The sequence below is a fragment of the Pseudochrobactrum algeriensis genome (assembly GCF_018436245.1).
GTDB classification, from domain to species: domain Bacteria; phylum Pseudomonadota; class Alphaproteobacteria; order Rhizobiales; family Rhizobiaceae; genus Pseudochrobactrum; species Pseudochrobactrum saccharolyticum.
In genome coordinates, this window is record NZ_CP075361.1 from 537,060 (window position 1) to 552,786 (window position 15,727).

The following is a 15,727-nucleotide window of genomic DNA, read 5'->3' on the forward strand; positions in this document are numbered from 1 at the left end:
TGTCACCTGAAAGGCAGATGACATCCGTCGTTTACCGGTTTTATTTTGGCTGGCTGGCGACTTCTTCGTCCCAGCGACGGAACGCGACGACCATGGCATCCGGATCAAGCGGCAGCTCCACCGGATTATTTGCGATCCAGTCGGCATATTCTGCGCGGCCATATTCCGCGATGGCATCCTGACTGGATTGCGGTGCCATGGAGAGCGGCACATCTTTGACCGCAGGGCCCGGATAGAAATAGCCTTCATCATAGGTATAAGCCTGCTGCTCAGGGGTGAGCAGGAAGCTCATCAGATCGAGCAGGACAGCGAGTTTTTCGTCACTGACACCCTTCGGCACGCTCATGAACTGCGCATCGGCAACCCAATGGAAGCCATCCAGTTTGGCAACGGCTGCCTCTTTTGGCACGACACCAAGCACGCGCGGATTGATATCCCAGCCGGTTGTGGTCACAGTCATATGACGGGTGCCTTCGCCGAGCTCTTTCATCAGAGCGCCGGTGCCGGTCGGGTAATATTCAACATATTTATGCAGCTCTTTCAGATAAGCCCATGTCTTATCCCAGCCTTTGACCGGATCGCGCGGGTCTGCATCACCGAGCAGATATGGCAGACCCATCAGGAATGTGCGGCCGGGGCCGGAATTGGCCGGACGGGCATAGGCAAATTTATTCGGATTTTCTTTTGCCCATGCGAGCAATTCTTCCGCATTGGCAGGCACTTTTTTTACATGCTCAGGCATATATTCGAGCAGCGGACCCGACGGATAATAAACGACTGCAACGCCGTGATCTTTGGCAAAGGCCTGCATGCGCCATGCCGGTTCCAGATAAATGGATTGCAGGTCAGGTAAGGCCGCGGTGTGGTCAGGAAACAGCTTGACCCACAGGTCCATTTCCAGTCCGGCAGCCAGCGCATCTGCGCCGGTCAGCACCAGATCAATATCGAGGCGCTTGGCGGCCTGCTGCGCTTTCAGCTTGCCCGGAAGTTCCGGTGCCGGTGCTTTGGTGAAAGTAATTTTTGAAACCAGTTCCGGCTTGGCCGCAGCATAATTTTCAATTGCTTTCTGGGTCAGCGCCAGATTGCCGGCGACATCAACAATGTTGATTGCGACCGGCGATGTCGGCAGTGCCAGTTTGCTCTGTGCCCAGAGCTTTGTTGCCGGCAGTGTAGCAAGAGCTGCCAGACCACCCAATGTCTGTCTGCGTGTGAAATGCATGACTGTTCCTCCCCGTTGTTTTTTATTGGTCGTACGGCCTGCCTCCTCAGAAAGGCCGTCTTTTATTTTAATATATTAGTCTATCAATTTTGCAGGGCAAGCAAAAAATATCCCGTTTTTACGGCTTGGTGCTTACGAACCTGAAATTCTGAACTGTTTTAGTCGCGCCGCTTGTCAGTAATGTTTCAAGCTGCTGTAAAATGACGGATTTGAAACGTGCATTTTGAGCGAGTTCAGGCGCGAAAATACTGTCAAAAGCCAGCAATGCACTCAGTATATCCTGTGCTGTGGTGAGCCCCGCCGTTGCCTGCAAGAGTTGTTCACGTAGCGGATCACGAATGTCGATAGCTTGTCCGTGTTCATCTTTACCGGTCACAAAGCGCATCCATGCGGCGACACCAAGTGCGAGGCGGTCAAAAGACTGACCGGCCAGAAGACGGTTCTGGATTGTATTCAGCAGGCGCTGCGGCAGTTTCTGCGAGCCGTCCATGGCAATCTGCGCTGTCCGGTGATGCAGAGCCGGATTGCAAAACCGTTCAATCAGCTGGTCTTTATAGGTTGAAAGATCAAAATCCGGCAGAGCGGGCAGTGTCGGCGTTATTTCCTCATCCATCATGGCGCGGATGAATGTTTTAAAACCGGCAGCGGCCATGGTTGCGGATACGGTTTCATGACCGGAGAGAAAGCCGAGATAGGCAAGTGTGGAGTGACTGCCATTGAGCAGACGCAGCTTCATCAGCTCAAAAGCGGCGACATCGCGGACAAAGGTTGCGCCGGATTTTTCCCATGAAGGGCGACCGGAAGGGAAATGATCTTCAATCACCCATTGGCTGAACGGTTCTGTGCAGACCGGCCATTGATCTTTCACGTTCAAAGCACGGCTGACACTTGCGCGATCCTGATCGGTGGTTGCCGGTACAATGCGGTCAATCATACTGGACGGGAATGCAACATGTTCCGTGATAAAACGGCCAAGTTCCGGATTTGTCAGCTCGGCAAGCCGGACAGTCACACGCTTTAGTGTTGCACCATTGGCTGGCAGATTATCACAGGAGAGAATTGTGAAGGGCTGTAGTCCTGATGCGTGTCTTCTCTTGATGGCCTCTACCAGAAAGCCGGGGGCAGAGCGCGGCGCATGCGGGTGTTTCAGGTCATGGATAATATCGCTGTTGCTCTCATCCAGCGTGCGGCTGGCGGGGGCGTAGCAATAGCCTTTTTCGGTCACAGTCAGCGTGACAATGCGGATATCCGGCTGGCACATGGCTTGCAGCACGGCGTCCGGGTTTTCCGGTGCGACCAGAATATCGGTGAGACAGCCGATAACATGCAGTTTTTCACCGGCACCATCACGCACGGCAACACTATAGAGATAATCTTGCGGAGCGAGTGCATCTCTGGTGTCGGGACTACGCAGAGAAACGCCGGTAATGCCCCAGCTCGGGTCATCCTGCAGGATATTCTCCGTATACACCGCCTGATGCGCACGGTGAAATGCGCCGATGCCTAAATGGATAATCCCTGTTTTCAATTGAGAGCGATCATAGGCAGGTTTGCCCACAGTTGCAGGCAGATCGGCCAAGGTTCTGTCAGATAGAGAATTGAGTGTTCCGGTCATAATTTATAAGCCTGTTTAGCCAGCCGGTAGCTGAGGTCATGAGCGACCTCATAGGCTTCTTCCTCATTAAGGCGGTGCTCAGCAACAAGACGGGCAAGGAAGGCACAATCCACACGGCGTGCCATATCATGGCGGGCGGGAATGGAGAGATAAGCGCGGGTGTCGTCATTAAAACCGACGGTGTTGTAGAAACCGGCGCTTTCCGTCGTCAGTTCACGATAGCGCCTGATCCCCTCCGGACTGTCATGGAACCACCATGCGGGGCCGAGCTTGAGGGCCGGGTAATGCCCCGCCAGCGGTGCAAGTTCGCGGCTGTAAGCCGTCTCATCCAGCGTGAACAGAATAAGCGTCAGGCGCGGATCATTGCCATGCGCATCAAGCAGAGGTTTGAGTTCTTTCACATAGCCGGTCTGGTTCGGAATATCCGCACCTTTGTCAAAACCGAAAGCGGAAAAAATCTGCGGATTATGATTGCGGTATGAGCCCGGATGGATCTGCATGACCAGCCCGTCATCAATGCTCATGCGAGCCATTTCGGTCAGCATCTGCGCGCGAAACAGTTCTGCATCTTCCGGTTTGACCGGTTGTTTGATGATCCGTGCAAACAGCGCTTCCGCTTCCTCTGCCGAGAGATTGGCTGTCTGTGCAGTCGGGTGACCGTGATCGGTGGATGTTGCGCCGCGTGCCTTGAAATAGGCGCGGCGGCTGCGGTGCGCCTGCAAATAACCCTGATAGGTCATCGGATTATTTGTCAGTGCGATAAATTTTTCCAGTTCACTCTGAAAATCAGGACGGGATGCATCAACCACTGCATCTGGACGGTAGGCGGGAACAACGCGCCCGTGCCAGCCTGAGCTAAGGATCGCATCATGATGTGTCAGCGGATCATTGGCGGAATCCGTAGTGGAGATTACTTCAATATTGAAGCGGTCATATAGCGCGCGCGGACGCATTTCCGGCGTCGCCAGCCTTTCGGAAATCAGATCATAAAGCCGGTCGGCATTGTTCTCGCTGAGACGTTCTGTAATGCCGAAAACGCTCTCCAGAGAATGTTCAAACCAGAGGCGTGACGGTGTGCCGCGAAACAGAGGCCAGTGTTTTGCAAATAATCGCCAGATGGTACGGCTGTCGGCTTCCACCGCTGCGCCATCCAGACGGGCAATGCCTAATTGCTCCAGCGGAATGCCCTGCGAGTAGAGCATACGGCAGATATAATGATCGGGTTTGACAAACAGGGTTGCCGGATCGGGAAAAGCGATATCTGTCGCATACCATGACGGTTCTGTATGCCCGTGCGGGGAGATAATCGGCAGTTTTTCGACCGATGCGAACAAGCGTCGCGCTATGGCGCGGCTGTCTGCCTCCGCAGGCAGAAGGCGATCCGGATTGAGTGCCATTGCTGGTCTTTTCCTCCCTGACAGACTTTGAGGTCTGTTTCCCGTCATTGCTGTCCGGCTTTTTCTGTCCGCGGTTTTTGATCCGTCTTGTACAGAATTTACATCCGGCGCTTGGCGAACAGTAAATAATAATATATTAGTATGTCAACAGCGCATGGATTTTTTGTTTCGGATCGCAGTTGCGAGCGGATAAACAAGACCTGAAGACTTGAGATTCAGGCAGGAGAACAAGATTGAACACGCAGCCGACATTCGGGCAGATATCCTCAGGAAGGCGGCCTGCCACAGGGCGTGAAACCGCAGCAAAGCTGATTTACCGCGCATTACAGGCGGATATTGTTGCAATGAAGCTGCTGCCTGGCACGGCGCTGAACGAGAAAACATTTATTGAGCAATTCGGTGTGAGTCGCACGCCGGTGCGTGAGGCGCTTATTCGTCTGGCTGAAGAAGGGCTGGTCGATATTTTCCCGCAGTCAGGCACTTTCGTGGCGCGCATTCCGGTTGATCTGATACCGGAATCTGTGGTGATCCGTCAGGCGCTGGAAGGAGCGACGGCGGAACATGCGGCATTATCATCAACACCGGAAGCCGTCGCTAAGCTGGATGAGCTGATTGATATGCAGCAATTCCATGCCAGCCGTGAAAAGCTCGGATTGTTTCATGAAGCAGACGATGCTTTCCATGAGGCAGTAGCGGAAATCGCCGGTTATCCCGGCATCTGGCAGCACCTGAAACTTGTGAAAATCCAGATCGACCGTGCACGGCGCATGACCGTTCCGGTGCTGGGGCGTATGGATCAGGTTTTGCGCGAACATAAACTAATCAGGGATGCCATTGCCGCCAAAGATGCACCGGAAGCGATAAAGGCGATGAAGCATCATCTCAGCGCTGTTCTGCCTGATATTGACGAATTGCGGAAAAGCCATCCGGATTTCTTCGTCTGATCAGGTGTTCGTCAGCTGCCGCAGATTTTCAAAATCATAAAATATAAAAACTTATTCGGAGGAGGGGTTAATGCGTCAAGCGTGGAGATGGTTCGGGCCGGATGCCGGTGTGCCTTTGGATGCTGTACGTCAGGCCGGAGCGACAGATATTGTATCTGCTTTGCATGATGTGCCGATCGGACAGGCATGGACGTCCAACCAGATTGCAGAACGCAAGACGCTGATTGAAAATACCCCTGCTGACCGTACGCCGCTTGTCTGGTCTGTGGTGGAGAGTATCCCGATCTCAGATGCGATCAAGCGTGAAGGCGGTGCTGCAAAACAGGATATCGCCGCATGGATTGCCTCAATGGAGGCTTTGGCGGCACATGATATTAAAGTTATTTGCTATAATTTCATGCCGGTTGTGGACTGGTGCCGCACTGATCTGGATTATGTAACGCCAACCGGCGCGACTGCCATGCGTTTTGATCAGGATCGTTTTGCTGCTTTTGATCTGCATATTTTGCAGCGTAAAAATGCGGAACGGGATTATTCCGAAGCTGACCGTCTTGCTGCCCGTGCAACCTATGAGGCGATGAGCGAGGCTGAGATTAATCAGCTGATTTTCAATATTGCCAGTGCTTTACCGGGTTCGACAACCGAGCCGCTGACGATACCGGCTTTCCGCGACAAGCTGGAAACCTATGCCCATGTGGATGCCAATAAGTTAAGACAAAATCTGATTGCGTTCTTGGAAGAAGTGACCCCTGTTGCGGACGAACTGGGTGTGCGCCTGACCCTGCATCCGGATGATCCGCCTCGCTCCCTGTTCGGACTGCCGCGCATTGCTTCAAATGAAGCCGATTATGCCGCGATTTTTGATGCGGTGCCGTCACCGGCCAATGGTATGTGTTTCTGTTCCGGCAGTCTTGGCGTGCGGGCGGATAATGATCTGCCTGCAATGGCGCGCCGTTTTGCATCACGTATCTATTTCTCGCATTTACGGGCAACCACGCGACAGGGTGACGGGCGCAGCTTCTATGAAGCCGCCCATCTTGAAGGCGATGTGGATATGGTTGCATTGCTGCGTGCGCTGGTCGAGGAAGACCGCAAGCGGGATAGCGGATCAAAGATTATTTTCCGCTCCGATCATGGTCACCGTATGCTGGATGATCTGGCAAAACAGGTGACACCGGGTTATCCGGTTATCGGCCGGTTACGTGGCCTTGCAGAATTGCGTGGCGCGATCACCGCATTGGATGCCGGTGCTTTGTGTCCGGCAAAGGCGGGCGGGTGAGCGATGACCCGTCAGAACAGTCCGGTTATTGTCCTTCATCCGTCTGACCATGTGGCGGTTGCGCGGGTGACAATCCGCGCCGGAGAGCCTGTCGGCAGTGGTGAACTTGTCGCCGCTAATCTGATCGGCAAAGGGCATAAAGTTGCACTTGTGCCCATCACAAAAGGACAGGAAATCCGCAAATACGGCAATGTGATTGGTGTCGCGACAGAGAATATTGCTGCGGGTGCGCATGTGCATCTGCATAATCTGGCAATGCTGCCGTCACAGCACGAGCATGAATTCTGTGTTGATTATGCGGAGCCGGAACTGTTTCCTGAAGCGGAAAGACGCAGTTTTTTGGGTTTCGACCGCGGTGCAGGCGGGGTTGGTACGCGCAATTATATTGGTGTGATTGCAACGGTGAATTGTTCGGCCACAGTTTCACAATATGTGGCGGATCATTTCAACCGCATGGGCGGTTTGAAAGACTATGACAATATTGACGGTGTTGTGGTGCTTGGGCATGCGGGTGGCTGCGGGATCAATACCCAGTCGGAAGCCTATCGGGTTCTGACCCGCACGATACAGGGCTATGCCCGTCACCCCAATTTCGGCGGCGTGTTGCTGATCGGGCTGGGTTGCGAAACCAATCAGATTGCTCCGATCCTTGAACATTACAAGCTGGAAGAAGGTGAGCGTTTGCAGACGCTGACCATCCAGCAATATGGCGGCACACGGAAGACAATTGAAGCGGCGATTGCAGCGATTGAAACTATGTTGCCGGTTGTGAATGCGGCGCAGCGCACACAACAGCCTTTGTCGCAGCTTAAACTCGGTTTGCAATGCGGCGGGTCGGATGGCTATTCGGGGATTTCCGCAAATCCGGCACTCGGCTATGCGTCGGATTTGCTTGTGCGGCATGGCGGCACCAGTGTTTTGTCGGAAACGCCGGAGATTTACGGTGCTGAACATTTGCTGACCCGCAGGGCGGCGCGGGCGGACATTGCTGAAAAGCTGTTGTCACGGATTGACTGGTGGCGCGATTACACGCAGCGCAACGGCGATGAACTTAATAATAATCCGTCTCATGGCAATAAGCTGGGCGGGTTGACCACAATCCTCGAAAAATCACTCGGTGCCGTGGCGAAAGGCGGCTCTATGCCACTGCGTCAGGTTTATGAATATGCCGAAACGATTGATGAGGCGGGTTTCGTGTTTATGGATACACCGGGCTATGATCCGGTTTCTGTGACCGGGCAGGTGGCAGGGGGGTGTAACCTCATCTGTTTCACCACAGGACGTGGATCCGTCTCGGGTTTCAAACCTGCGCCGAGTATTAAAATCGCAACCAATTCAGATATGTATGAGCATATGAAGGAAGATATGGATCTGAATTGCGGTGGTATTGTTACCGGTGAAGAGAGTATCCAGCAGGCAGGCGAACGTATCTTTGAGGAGATTATTGCTGTTGCTTCCGGTCGCAAGACAGTGAGCGAGATTTACGGCTATGGCGATAATGAATTTGTGCCATGGCAGCTCGGGGCAACGACCTGACAAACAAATAGCATGACGGGGGAATGGTGAGGAAAAAGCTCTTTTTGTCTGCCGGTGAATGTATGATTGAAATGTCCTCACTGGGAGGCAGTGAGTTTCATCTTGGCTTTGCAGGCGATACTTTAAACACCGCATGGTATGCGCGCGCTTGTCTGCCTGTGCAGGACTGGGATGTGTCGTATTTTACCCGTATCGGTACGGATAGTTTTTCTGCCAAGATGAAAGATTTTTTGAACCGAAACGGGATCGGTACTGCCTATATTGAGGAGGATACGCAGCGTCAGGCTGGTCTTTATTTGATCGAAGTTGAGAACGGGGAACGGCATTTTACTTATTGGCGCAACCAGTCGGCAGCACGTCTGCTGGCGGTCAATCAGCCATTGCTCGCCAAGGCTTTTTCCGATGCCAATATCATATATTTTTCTGCGATTACGCTGGCTATTCTTTGTCCTGAGCAGCGGACAGTATTTATCTCTCATTTGCGAGATGCTGCCCGTGCGGGAAAAACGGTGGTGTTTGATACCAATATCAGGCCGCGTTTGTGGGAGAACCACGATATTTTGCGAGAATCGATCATGCAGGCGGCAGCGGTTGCGCAGATTGTTTTGCCGAGTTTTGATGATGAAGCGGCAATGTTTGGTGATCGTAGTTTAGAGGATTGCGCTGTCCGCTATCGCGCTGCCGGTGCACAGGTCGTTGTGGTTAAAAACGGCGGCGGCACAATGCTGATTGCTGATGACAATGGCATGCGCCAGATCACGGATATTGAGCCGCTCATACCGGTGGACACAACCGGTGCCGGAGATTCATTCAATGGCGGTTTTCTTGCGGCACTGTTGAGTGGCAAAGATATTGAGACGGCTGTCAAAGCCGGTCATGCTGTTGCCTCTCAGGTGGTGATGCAGCGCGGAGCATTAATGCCGATGGGGCAATTAGTGTAATATACAAAAGTCATTTATTTGCAGAGCCTTAATAAAAAAAGGCCGGTTTAAACCGGCCTTTTTATTCATTTATTTTACTGGTTTGATATTCATCGCCAGCGTATCTTCATCAGCGCGCGGTGTCAGTTCCACCTTGTCTTTCTTCACAGCCCATGCACTGAGCTGGATCGCCAGCGGCAGATCAGGACGATCCGTTGCTACCAGATTATTCGCCTTTTCAAGTAAAGTGCGGCGCTCATCTGCATCCATCGCTGCGGCTGCATCTTCAATCAGCTTGTCCATTTCCGGATTGGCATAGCCGCGCACGTTAAACGCACCGAGCGATTTTGCCGGTTCATTGGAATGCATCAGCGATGACAACATGTAATTGGCTTCGCCGGTCAATGTACCCCAGCTTGCCATATAGAGCGAATATTCACCGCGGGTTTTCGCAGGGTTGAACACCGCTGCCGGAACACCGTTGACATCCGCAGTAATGCCGATCGCAGCCAGCATCTGGGCGACTGTAGGTCCCAGCTCATTCGGCATACGGTCATTCGAATAGCTCAGTGTAATTTTGAAACCATCCGGATAACCGGCTTCTGTGAGGAGCTCTTTTGCACGATTAATATTGAATTCAGGTGCCTGCAGCGACTTATCATAGCCGAAAATATTGGAGGTCACCAATTGTGTCGGTACGGCTGCCATGCCTTCCAGAGCAAATTCGACAATAGTCTCACGGTCAATTGCCAGATCAAAAGCCTCTCGCACGCGCGGGTCAAGCAGCGGATTTTTGTCCAGTTTGCTACCATCCTTGGCAAATACCATCGGGCTTTTTTCGCGGAAATCAAATTCGAGATAGCTGATATAGATGCTCTCATTTTTCACAACTGTCAGCGATGAATCCTGTTCAAGAACAGGCACATCCGAGGCCGGCACTTTGGAAATAACATCAACCTGACCGGCTTTCAGCTGGGCAACGCGGGCAGCATCATTCGGGATTTCCTTGCGGATAACGCGATCCCACGGCTGCGCACCACCCCAGTAACCGTCGAAACGCTCCAGAACCAGATCCTGTGTCGGTGCCCATGAAACGAATTTATAAGGGCCGGTGCCGATTGTCGCTTTACCGGTATTAAAGCCTTCTGCTGCTGTTTCCTGTGTTGAATAGGCGGCAGCCGCTTTATGCGAAGTGATAAACAGACGGATAAAATCATTCGGCAATGTCGGTGCCGCAGAATTTGTGGTCACGCGCACAGTCAGCGGATCAACAACTTCTACCGATTTAACACGGCGCACAAAAATCGTTGCCGGATTTGGTCCTGTTACATGCGGAATACGCTCGATGGAGAATTTCACATCTTCCGCTGTAAAATCCGAACCGTCATGGAATTTCACGCCTTCGCGCAGTTTGAATTCCCATGTCGTATCATCAAGTGCCTGCCAGCTCACTGCCAGCGACGGCTCAAGCTCAAGATTATTGCCTGAGCGGATCAGCGTATCGAAAATATGTTTCGTCGCTTCGGCATTGGCGGCAGTTGCCGTGAAATGCGGGTCCATCGACGCAGGGCCGGCTTTAATTGCCATAACCAGATCGGCTGCAAAAACCTGTCCGGCGCTAAAAAGCAATGTTGTGCCAAGCATTAAAGCATGCAGTGTTTTTTTCATGTGAATAGTCCAGTCCCCATTATTAGTCTTGTTCAAACTCTTCATCACGCTCCGGCAGATCGGAGGCAATTGTTTCCGGCCATTCGCGGGAGGCGATCACCAGTTTGGTCAGCAGTTCCGAGAGCATCATGCGCTCAGCAGGGCTGAGCGTTTCCAGCATCAGGCGTTCACGCTCGAGCATCGGCGTCATTTTCGCTTCAACAATGGCGCGACCAGTATCGGTCAGGCACAGCACAACACGACGCAGGTCATCACTGTCATCCTCGCGTTGCACCAGTTTCAGGCGCGTCAGCTTTTTAGTGGCGCGGCTCAGTGTGTTTTTCGGAAAGCCGGAACCGGCAACCACTTCGGACAAAGTCGTGCGGTCGCGCAGAAACAGCGAATACAGCACCACAAATTCCGGCCGCAAAAGATCATGATCCGCACCGATCAGCCCGTAGATCGGATTGTTGTAATGCAGAGCCAGATAGTTGATCCGGAAGGACAACCAGCACGGATTTTCCCATAATTTTGTATGCAGAATATCGCTTTCGCTGATGCGGCTGTCCGCCGCCTCACTGCGCCCCGCGCGCCCCTCTAACAGAGCGATTGCTACGCGTTCCTCCATCACTTCTCCCCGTGACAGTTTAGCAATTAAGTTCCATTCAGAACAAGATATAGCTTGTTTTAAGGATGTCAAACGTAATTTTTGTTCCAATTGGAACTTGTATGCGAAATATTTTCATGGATAATAGTTTTCAGAAACCCATGAGCGCAGACTCGGGAACACATTCGAAATGAGAGGAATTTCACATGCATATTAACGCCATGCACTGGGCGCAGGTTGAAGAGCGCGTCAAACAGGACGACCGCTGCATCCTGCCAATCGGCAGCGTTGAGCAACATGCCCGCATCAGCCTTGGCACAGATATGATCCTTGCCGAGAAAGTATCGCTGGATGCCGCAGAACCGCTGGGCGTGCCGGTATTTCCCGTGCTCCCTTATGGTCTGGCATCCAGTTTCGCCGACTTCCCCGGTACAGTATCCCTGAGCCTGCGCACCTATATCGGTGTGATTGAAGATATTCTCGACAGCATTTACCGCGCCGGTTTCCGTCGTATTCTGATCGTCAACGGCCATGGCGGCAATGCGCCTGCCGGTACTGTTGTGTCTGAGTGGCTGAACCGCAACCGCGATGCCAGCGTCAAAATGCACGATTGGTGGCGCGCACCACAAACCATGGGCAAAGTACTGGAAATCGACAGCCGTGCTTCCCACGCCTCATGGATGGAAAACTTTCCGTGGACACGTCTTGAAGGCGTTCAGCAGCCGGAACATGCGGTAGAGCGCATTGATTTTGGTGCAATGGCACGGGTTGATGCCGGTCGCAAACGCGCCCTGCTGGAAAGCTGCGAAGGCAATTATCACGGACTTTTTGAACGTCCGGACGCCGATATGCTGGCAATTTGGGATGTTGCTGTGCGTGAAACCCGCTTTGAACTCGAAAACGGCTGGCACTGAAATTTATAAATTTCCGGACAGGAGAAATCCTGTCCGGCATTGGAAATAGTTAAGCGGATACGGCGGGAGGAAACTGTCCACTATCCGCTTTTGGGGGAGCATAGCTGATGATTGCATTTATTGTCAGACGCTTATGGCAGGCAGCATTAGTGATGCTTGTCATGTCGCTATTGGTTTTTATGGGAGTCTTTGTCATCGGCAATCCTGTCGATGTGCTGATCTCACCGGATGCGACACAGGAAATCCGTGACAGGGTGATCGCCCAATACGGTCTGGACCTGCCGGTATGGCAGCAATATTTGCAATTCATGAGCAATCTGCTGCATGGCGATTTGGGGCGATCCTTCGTCTATAATATGCCTGTTTCCGAGTTGATTGCATCGCGCTTGCCTGCAACCGCCGAACTGGCTCTGACTGCCGTGTTCATGGCCAGCCTCATAGGTATTCCGCTTGGGATTTATGCCGGTTACAAGCCGGATAGCTGGGCGTCGAAAATTATTATGGCGCTGTCTATTCTCGGCTTTTCCGTTCCGACTTTCTGGATCGGGCTGATGCTGATTATGGTTTTTGCCGTGCAGCTTGGCATCATGCCGGCAGGCGGACGCGGTGCCACAATTTCCGTGCTCGGTGTTCCTGTCAGCTTCCTGACGCTTGACGGTCTGCATCATCTGGCACTGCCCGCCATCAATCTGTCTCTGTTCAAATTATCGCTGATGATACGACTGGCTGCGTCCGGTACGCGTGAAATTATGCTGACCGACACGATTAAATTCGCCCGTGCTGCCGGTATTAACGAGCGCACAATCCTGCGCCGCCATGTGTTACGCCTGATCTCTATTCCGCTTGTGACCGTCTTTGGTCTGGAGCTCGGCTCAACCGTTGCTTTTGCTGTTGTTACGGAGACGATCTATTCATGGCCGGGTCTTGGCAAGCTGATCATTGACAGTATCACCTCACTCGACCGTCCGGTGATGGTGGCCTATCTGATGCTTGTTTCCCTGCTTTTCATCACGATTAATCTGATTGTGGATCTGTCCTATGCAGTCCTTGATCCGCGCATGCGTCAGGGAGGCGGCAAATAATGTCATTGCTCAACAGCAGATCATTACAATTCTGGTCAGAGTTTAAACGTCATCCGGTGCCGGTTATTGCTGCTCTCGTGGTATTGACCATCATTTTACTGGCGGTTTTTGCGCCGTTGATTGCGCCGCAGGATCCCTATGATCTCTCCAGCCTCGTGCTGCGAGACGGACGTCGTGCGCCCGGCTATATCGGCCAAGGTGGCTATACTCATATTCTGGGCACCGATGGACAGGGACGCGATCTCTTCTCTGCCATTCTGTACGGGTTGCGCATCTCATTGGAAATGGGCTTGCTCGCGGGTGCGATTGCCTTTGCCATTGGCGCATTGGTTGGCTCAACGGCAGCCTATGTCGGCGGTCGTTTTGAAGCTTTCATCATGCGCGTCATCGACCTGCAGCTTTCCTTTCCGGCCATTCTGCTGGCCTTTGTCGTGGCAGCACTTCTCGGACAAGGCAAAAGCCAGCTGATTATCGCTCTGGTCTTTTCACAATATGCCTATTTTGTGCGTACGGCGCATGGTGCAGCCTCTGCTGAACGCCATAAAGACTATGTCGAGGCGGCACTGTCTGTGCCGATGAGTGGCTGGTTCATTGTCACCCGTCATATTTTGCCCAATGCTATGCCACCACTGATTGTTGTGGCAACAGTACAGGTTGCCTCGGCAATTTCGCTGGAAGCGACCCTGTCCTTTTTGGGTGTCGGCCTGCCGCCGACAGAACCATCACTCGGCATGCTCATTTCCAACGGTTTCCAATATCTGCTGTCCGGCCGCTACTGGATTTCGATCTATCCGGGCATTGCACTGATCATTCTCATCATGGCGATCAATCTCGTTGGCGATCAGATCCGCGACCAGCTTAATCCGAGGTTGAACAAATGACAGCTCATCTTCTTGAAGTCACTGATCTGCATACGCATTTCGAAACCCGTGCCGCTACCATCAAATCTGTCGATGGTGTCTCCTTTTATCTCGACCGCGGGGAAATTCTGGGACTGGTAGGTGAATCCGGTTCCGGTAAATCCATCACCGGCTTTTCCCTGATTGGTCTGATCGATAAGCCGGGACGCATCGTGCAAGGCTCTGTCAAACTGGAAGGGCGTGAACTTGTCGGCCTGAGTGAAAGCGAATTGCGCAAATTACGCGGCCGTGAAATCTCGATGGTCTTTCAGGATCCGATGATGACACTCAATCCGGTGCTGACCGTTCTCGATCAGATGACACTGGCACTGCGCGCGCATGAAACTATTTCGGACAGCGATGCCCGCACACGATGTGTGGAAGCTTTGCGCCGTGTACGTATTGTCGATCCGGAACATAAGGTTGATTTCTATCCGCATCAGTTTTCTGGTGGCATGCGCCAGCGTGTGGCAATTGCCATTGCTTTGCTGCACAATCCGAAAGTGGTGATTGCGGATGAGCCGACCACAGCACTTGACGTATCCGTACAGGCGGAAATTCTGACCGAGGTGAAAGCACTGGTCGCTGAACTTGGCATTTCGATGATCTGGATCAGCCATGATCTGGCAACTGTTGCCTCAATTTCAAAACGCATTGCCGTGATGAAATCGGGCAAGATTGTTGAGACCGGCCCCGCTTCAGAAGTGCTGAAAGCACCAAGCCATCCTTATACACAAGGTCTGCTGGATGCCCTGCCATCACGTTCCAAGCCGGGGCAAATGCTGGGCAAACCGACGGATGAAGAAGAAGCATCGTTTCAAATCGTGGCACCGGTAACGGAAGCCAAACCGGATTTTGTGACTGTTCGCAACGCGGTCAAACGCTTTGAATGGAAAAGTGATTTCTGGGGCAGGCTTGGCCAGAAAATCGGCCTGCTCAAACCACGCAAACCTGTCATTGCCGTCAATCATGTCAATCTTACCATCGCCCGAGGGGAGGCGCTGGGGTTGGTCGGAGAATCCGGATCCGGTAAGTCAACGCTCGGCCGCATGGTCTGCGGGATTTATCAGCCAACTGAGGGGGAAATCCGGCTATCCGGCCAGCCTGTCATGTCTGACCATGTACACGGGCGCAAACTGACGACCAAAATCCAGATGATTTTTCAGGATCCGTTTGCATCGCTTGATCCGCGCCGCACTATCGGCCAGTCCATTGCAGAAGGCCCCATTGCCCATGGTTTGACCACAAAAAGCGAAGCTCGTGCCTATGTGGCACAGTGGCTGAAAGCGGTAAGCCTTGATCCGGCCTTTGCTGACCGCTATCCGCACCAGTTTTCCGGTGGTCAGCGGCAGCGCATTGCCATTGCCCGTGCTTTGGCGATGAAACCGGAAGTGATTGTCTGCGATGAGCCGGTGGCGTCACTTGATGTGTCCATTCAGGCGCAAATTCTCAATCTGCTCCTGCGGTTGCGCAAAGAGCTGAACCTGACATTGCTGTTCATCAGCCATGACTTGTCCGTTGTGCGTCACCTCTGTGACCGCATTATCGTTATGCATCACGGCAAGATTGTTGAAGAAGGCATGGCTGAAACAATTTTCGAAGCCCCGCAGCAGCCTTATACAAAGATGCTGCTCGATGCCATTCCGAAGCTGGCCTAGACGCGCGATA

13 protein-coding genes are annotated in these 15,727 nt (G+C 52.7%); 8 read left to right on the forward strand and 5 right to left on the reverse strand.

Features of this window, described 5'->3' with window-relative positions; translation table 11 throughout:
• Positions 1-40: 40 nt before the first annotated feature.
• The 3 genes from KHQ09_RS04555 to uxaC form a co-directional block, all read right to left on the reverse strand.
• Positions 41-1,219: an ABC transporter substrate-binding protein gene (locus KHQ09_RS04555; protein WP_075654313.1), complete on the reverse strand. Its 1,179-nt coding sequence runs from the start codon at positions 1,217-1,219 to the stop codon at positions 41-43.
• Between the two features lie 118 nt (positions 1,220-1,337).
• Complete coding sequence (locus KHQ09_RS04560) at positions 1,338-2,834, reverse strand: mannitol dehydrogenase family protein (protein WP_213596621.1); 1,497 nt, start codon at positions 2,832-2,834, stop codon at positions 1,338-1,340.
• Positions 2,831-4,231, reverse strand: coding sequence for a glucuronate isomerase (gene uxaC / locus KHQ09_RS04565; protein ID WP_213596623.1), 1,401 nt, complete (start codon positions 4,229-4,231; stop codon positions 2,831-2,833). Before uxaC ends, KHQ09_RS04560 begins: the two co-directional genes overlap by 4 nt.
• 233 nt (positions 4,232-4,464) lie before the next feature.
• Here uxaC and KHQ09_RS04570 point away from each other — a divergent pair, with 233 nt between their 5' ends.
• The 4 genes from KHQ09_RS04570 to KHQ09_RS04585 all read left to right on the forward strand — a co-directional run bounded on the left by KHQ09_RS04570 (position 4,465) and on the right by KHQ09_RS04585 (position 8,931).
• Positions 4,465-5,175, forward strand: coding sequence for a GntR family transcriptional regulator (locus KHQ09_RS04570; RefSeq protein WP_420801429.1), 711 nt, complete (start codon positions 4,465-4,467; stop codon positions 5,173-5,175).
• A gap of 70 nt (positions 5,176-5,245) precedes the next feature.
• Entirely contained in the window at positions 5,246-6,454 is a 1,209-nt protein-coding gene (gene uxuA, locus KHQ09_RS04575; protein WP_213596631.1) for a mannonate dehydratase, read from the forward strand.
• Between the two features lie 3 nt (positions 6,455-6,457).
• The gene (locus KHQ09_RS04580; RefSeq protein WP_213596633.1) at positions 6,458-7,990 is read left to right on the forward strand and encodes a UxaA family hydrolase; all 1,533 of its coding nucleotides are present in this window, start codon (positions 6,458-6,460) and stop codon (positions 7,988-7,990) included.
• Positions 7,991-8,052: 62 nt separating this feature from the next.
• Complete coding sequence (locus KHQ09_RS04585) at positions 8,053-8,931, forward strand: sugar kinase (RefSeq protein WP_238481562.1); 879 nt, start codon at positions 8,053-8,055, stop codon at positions 8,929-8,931.
• Positions 8,932-9,000: 69 nt separating this feature from the next.
• Here the strand turns inward: KHQ09_RS04585 and KHQ09_RS04590 are convergent, their stop codons facing one another.
• Together KHQ09_RS04590 and KHQ09_RS04595 are read right to left on the reverse strand one after the other, a co-directional pair.
• Positions 9,001-10,578, reverse strand: a complete 1,578-nt coding sequence (locus tag KHQ09_RS04590; RefSeq protein ID WP_213596637.1) for an ABC transporter substrate-binding protein — start codon at positions 10,576-10,578, stop codon at positions 9,001-9,003.
• Positions 10,579-10,600: 22 nt separating this feature from the next.
• On the reverse strand, positions 10,601-11,185 hold the full coding sequence (locus tag KHQ09_RS04595) for a MarR family winged helix-turn-helix transcriptional regulator (protein ID WP_213596639.1): 585 nt from the start codon (positions 11,183-11,185) through the stop codon (positions 10,601-10,603).
• Positions 11,186-11,370: 185 nt separating this feature from the next.
• Between KHQ09_RS04595 and KHQ09_RS04600 the strand changes: the two genes are divergently transcribed.
• From KHQ09_RS04600 to KHQ09_RS04615, 4 genes are all read left to right on the forward strand, one after another.
• Entirely contained in the window at positions 11,371-12,078 is a 708-nt protein-coding gene (locus tag KHQ09_RS04600) for a creatininase family protein (protein ID WP_213596641.1), read from the forward strand.
• 107 nt (positions 12,079-12,185) lie between these two features.
• Positions 12,186-13,160 carry an ABC transporter permease gene (locus KHQ09_RS04605; RefSeq protein WP_022711035.1) on the forward strand — a complete coding sequence of 325 codons (975 nt, stop codon included), beginning with the start codon at positions 12,186-12,188 and terminating at the stop codon, positions 13,158-13,160.
• Positions 13,160-14,041, forward strand: coding sequence for an ABC transporter permease (locus tag KHQ09_RS04610; protein WP_213596643.1), 882 nt, complete (start codon positions 13,160-13,162; stop codon positions 14,039-14,041). The genes KHQ09_RS04605 and KHQ09_RS04610 overlap by 1 nt, the downstream gene beginning before the upstream one ends.
• Positions 14,038-15,717: a dipeptide ABC transporter ATP-binding protein gene (locus KHQ09_RS04615; RefSeq protein WP_213596644.1), complete on the forward strand. Its 1,680-nt coding sequence runs from the start codon at positions 14,038-14,040 to the stop codon at positions 15,715-15,717. The genes KHQ09_RS04610 and KHQ09_RS04615 overlap by 4 nt, the downstream gene beginning before the upstream one ends.
• Positions 15,718-15,727 lie beyond the last annotated feature (10 nt).

Bases quoted from the DNA above. Each gene is read 5' to 3' on its own strand.
- KHQ09_RS04600 (WP_213596641.1), top strand. From the start codon at position 11,371: ATGCATATTAACGCCATGCACTGGGCGCAGGTTGAAGAGCGCGTCAAA.
- KHQ09_RS04580 (WP_213596633.1), top strand. From the start codon at position 6,458: ATGACCCGTCAGAACAGTCCGGTTATTGTCCTTCATCCGTCTGACCAT.
- KHQ09_RS04560 (WP_213596621.1), bottom strand. From the start codon at position 2,834: ATGACCGGAACACTCAATTCTCTATCTGACAGAACCTTGGCCGATCTG.
- KHQ09_RS04585 (WP_238481562.1), top strand. From the start codon at position 8,053: ATGATTGAAATGTCCTCACTGGGAGGCAGTGAGTTTCATCTTGGCTTT.
- uxuA (WP_213596631.1), top strand. From the start codon at position 5,246: ATGCGTCAAGCGTGGAGATGGTTCGGGCCGGATGCCGGTGTGCCTTTG.
- KHQ09_RS04605 (WP_022711035.1), top strand. From the start codon at position 12,186: ATGATTGCATTTATTGTCAGACGCTTATGGCAGGCAGCATTAGTGATG.
- KHQ09_RS04590 (WP_213596637.1), bottom strand. From the start codon at position 10,578: ATGAAAAAAACACTGCATGCTTTAATGCTTGGCACAACATTGCTTTTT.
- KHQ09_RS04610 (WP_213596643.1), top strand. From the start codon at position 13,160: ATGTCATTGCTCAACAGCAGATCATTACAATTCTGGTCAGAGTTTAAA.
- KHQ09_RS04595 (WP_213596639.1), bottom strand. From the start codon at position 11,185: ATGGAGGAACGCGTAGCAATCGCTCTGTTAGAGGGGCGCGCGGGGCGC.
- KHQ09_RS04615 (WP_213596644.1), top strand. From the start codon at position 14,038: ATGACAGCTCATCTTCTTGAAGTCACTGATCTGCATACGCATTTCGAA.
- uxaC (WP_213596623.1), bottom strand. From the start codon at position 4,231: ATGGCACTCAATCCGGATCGCCTTCTGCCTGCGGAGGCAGACAGCCGC.
- KHQ09_RS04555 (WP_075654313.1), bottom strand. From the start codon at position 1,219: ATGCATTTCACACGCAGACAGACATTGGGTGGTCTGGCAGCTCTTGCT.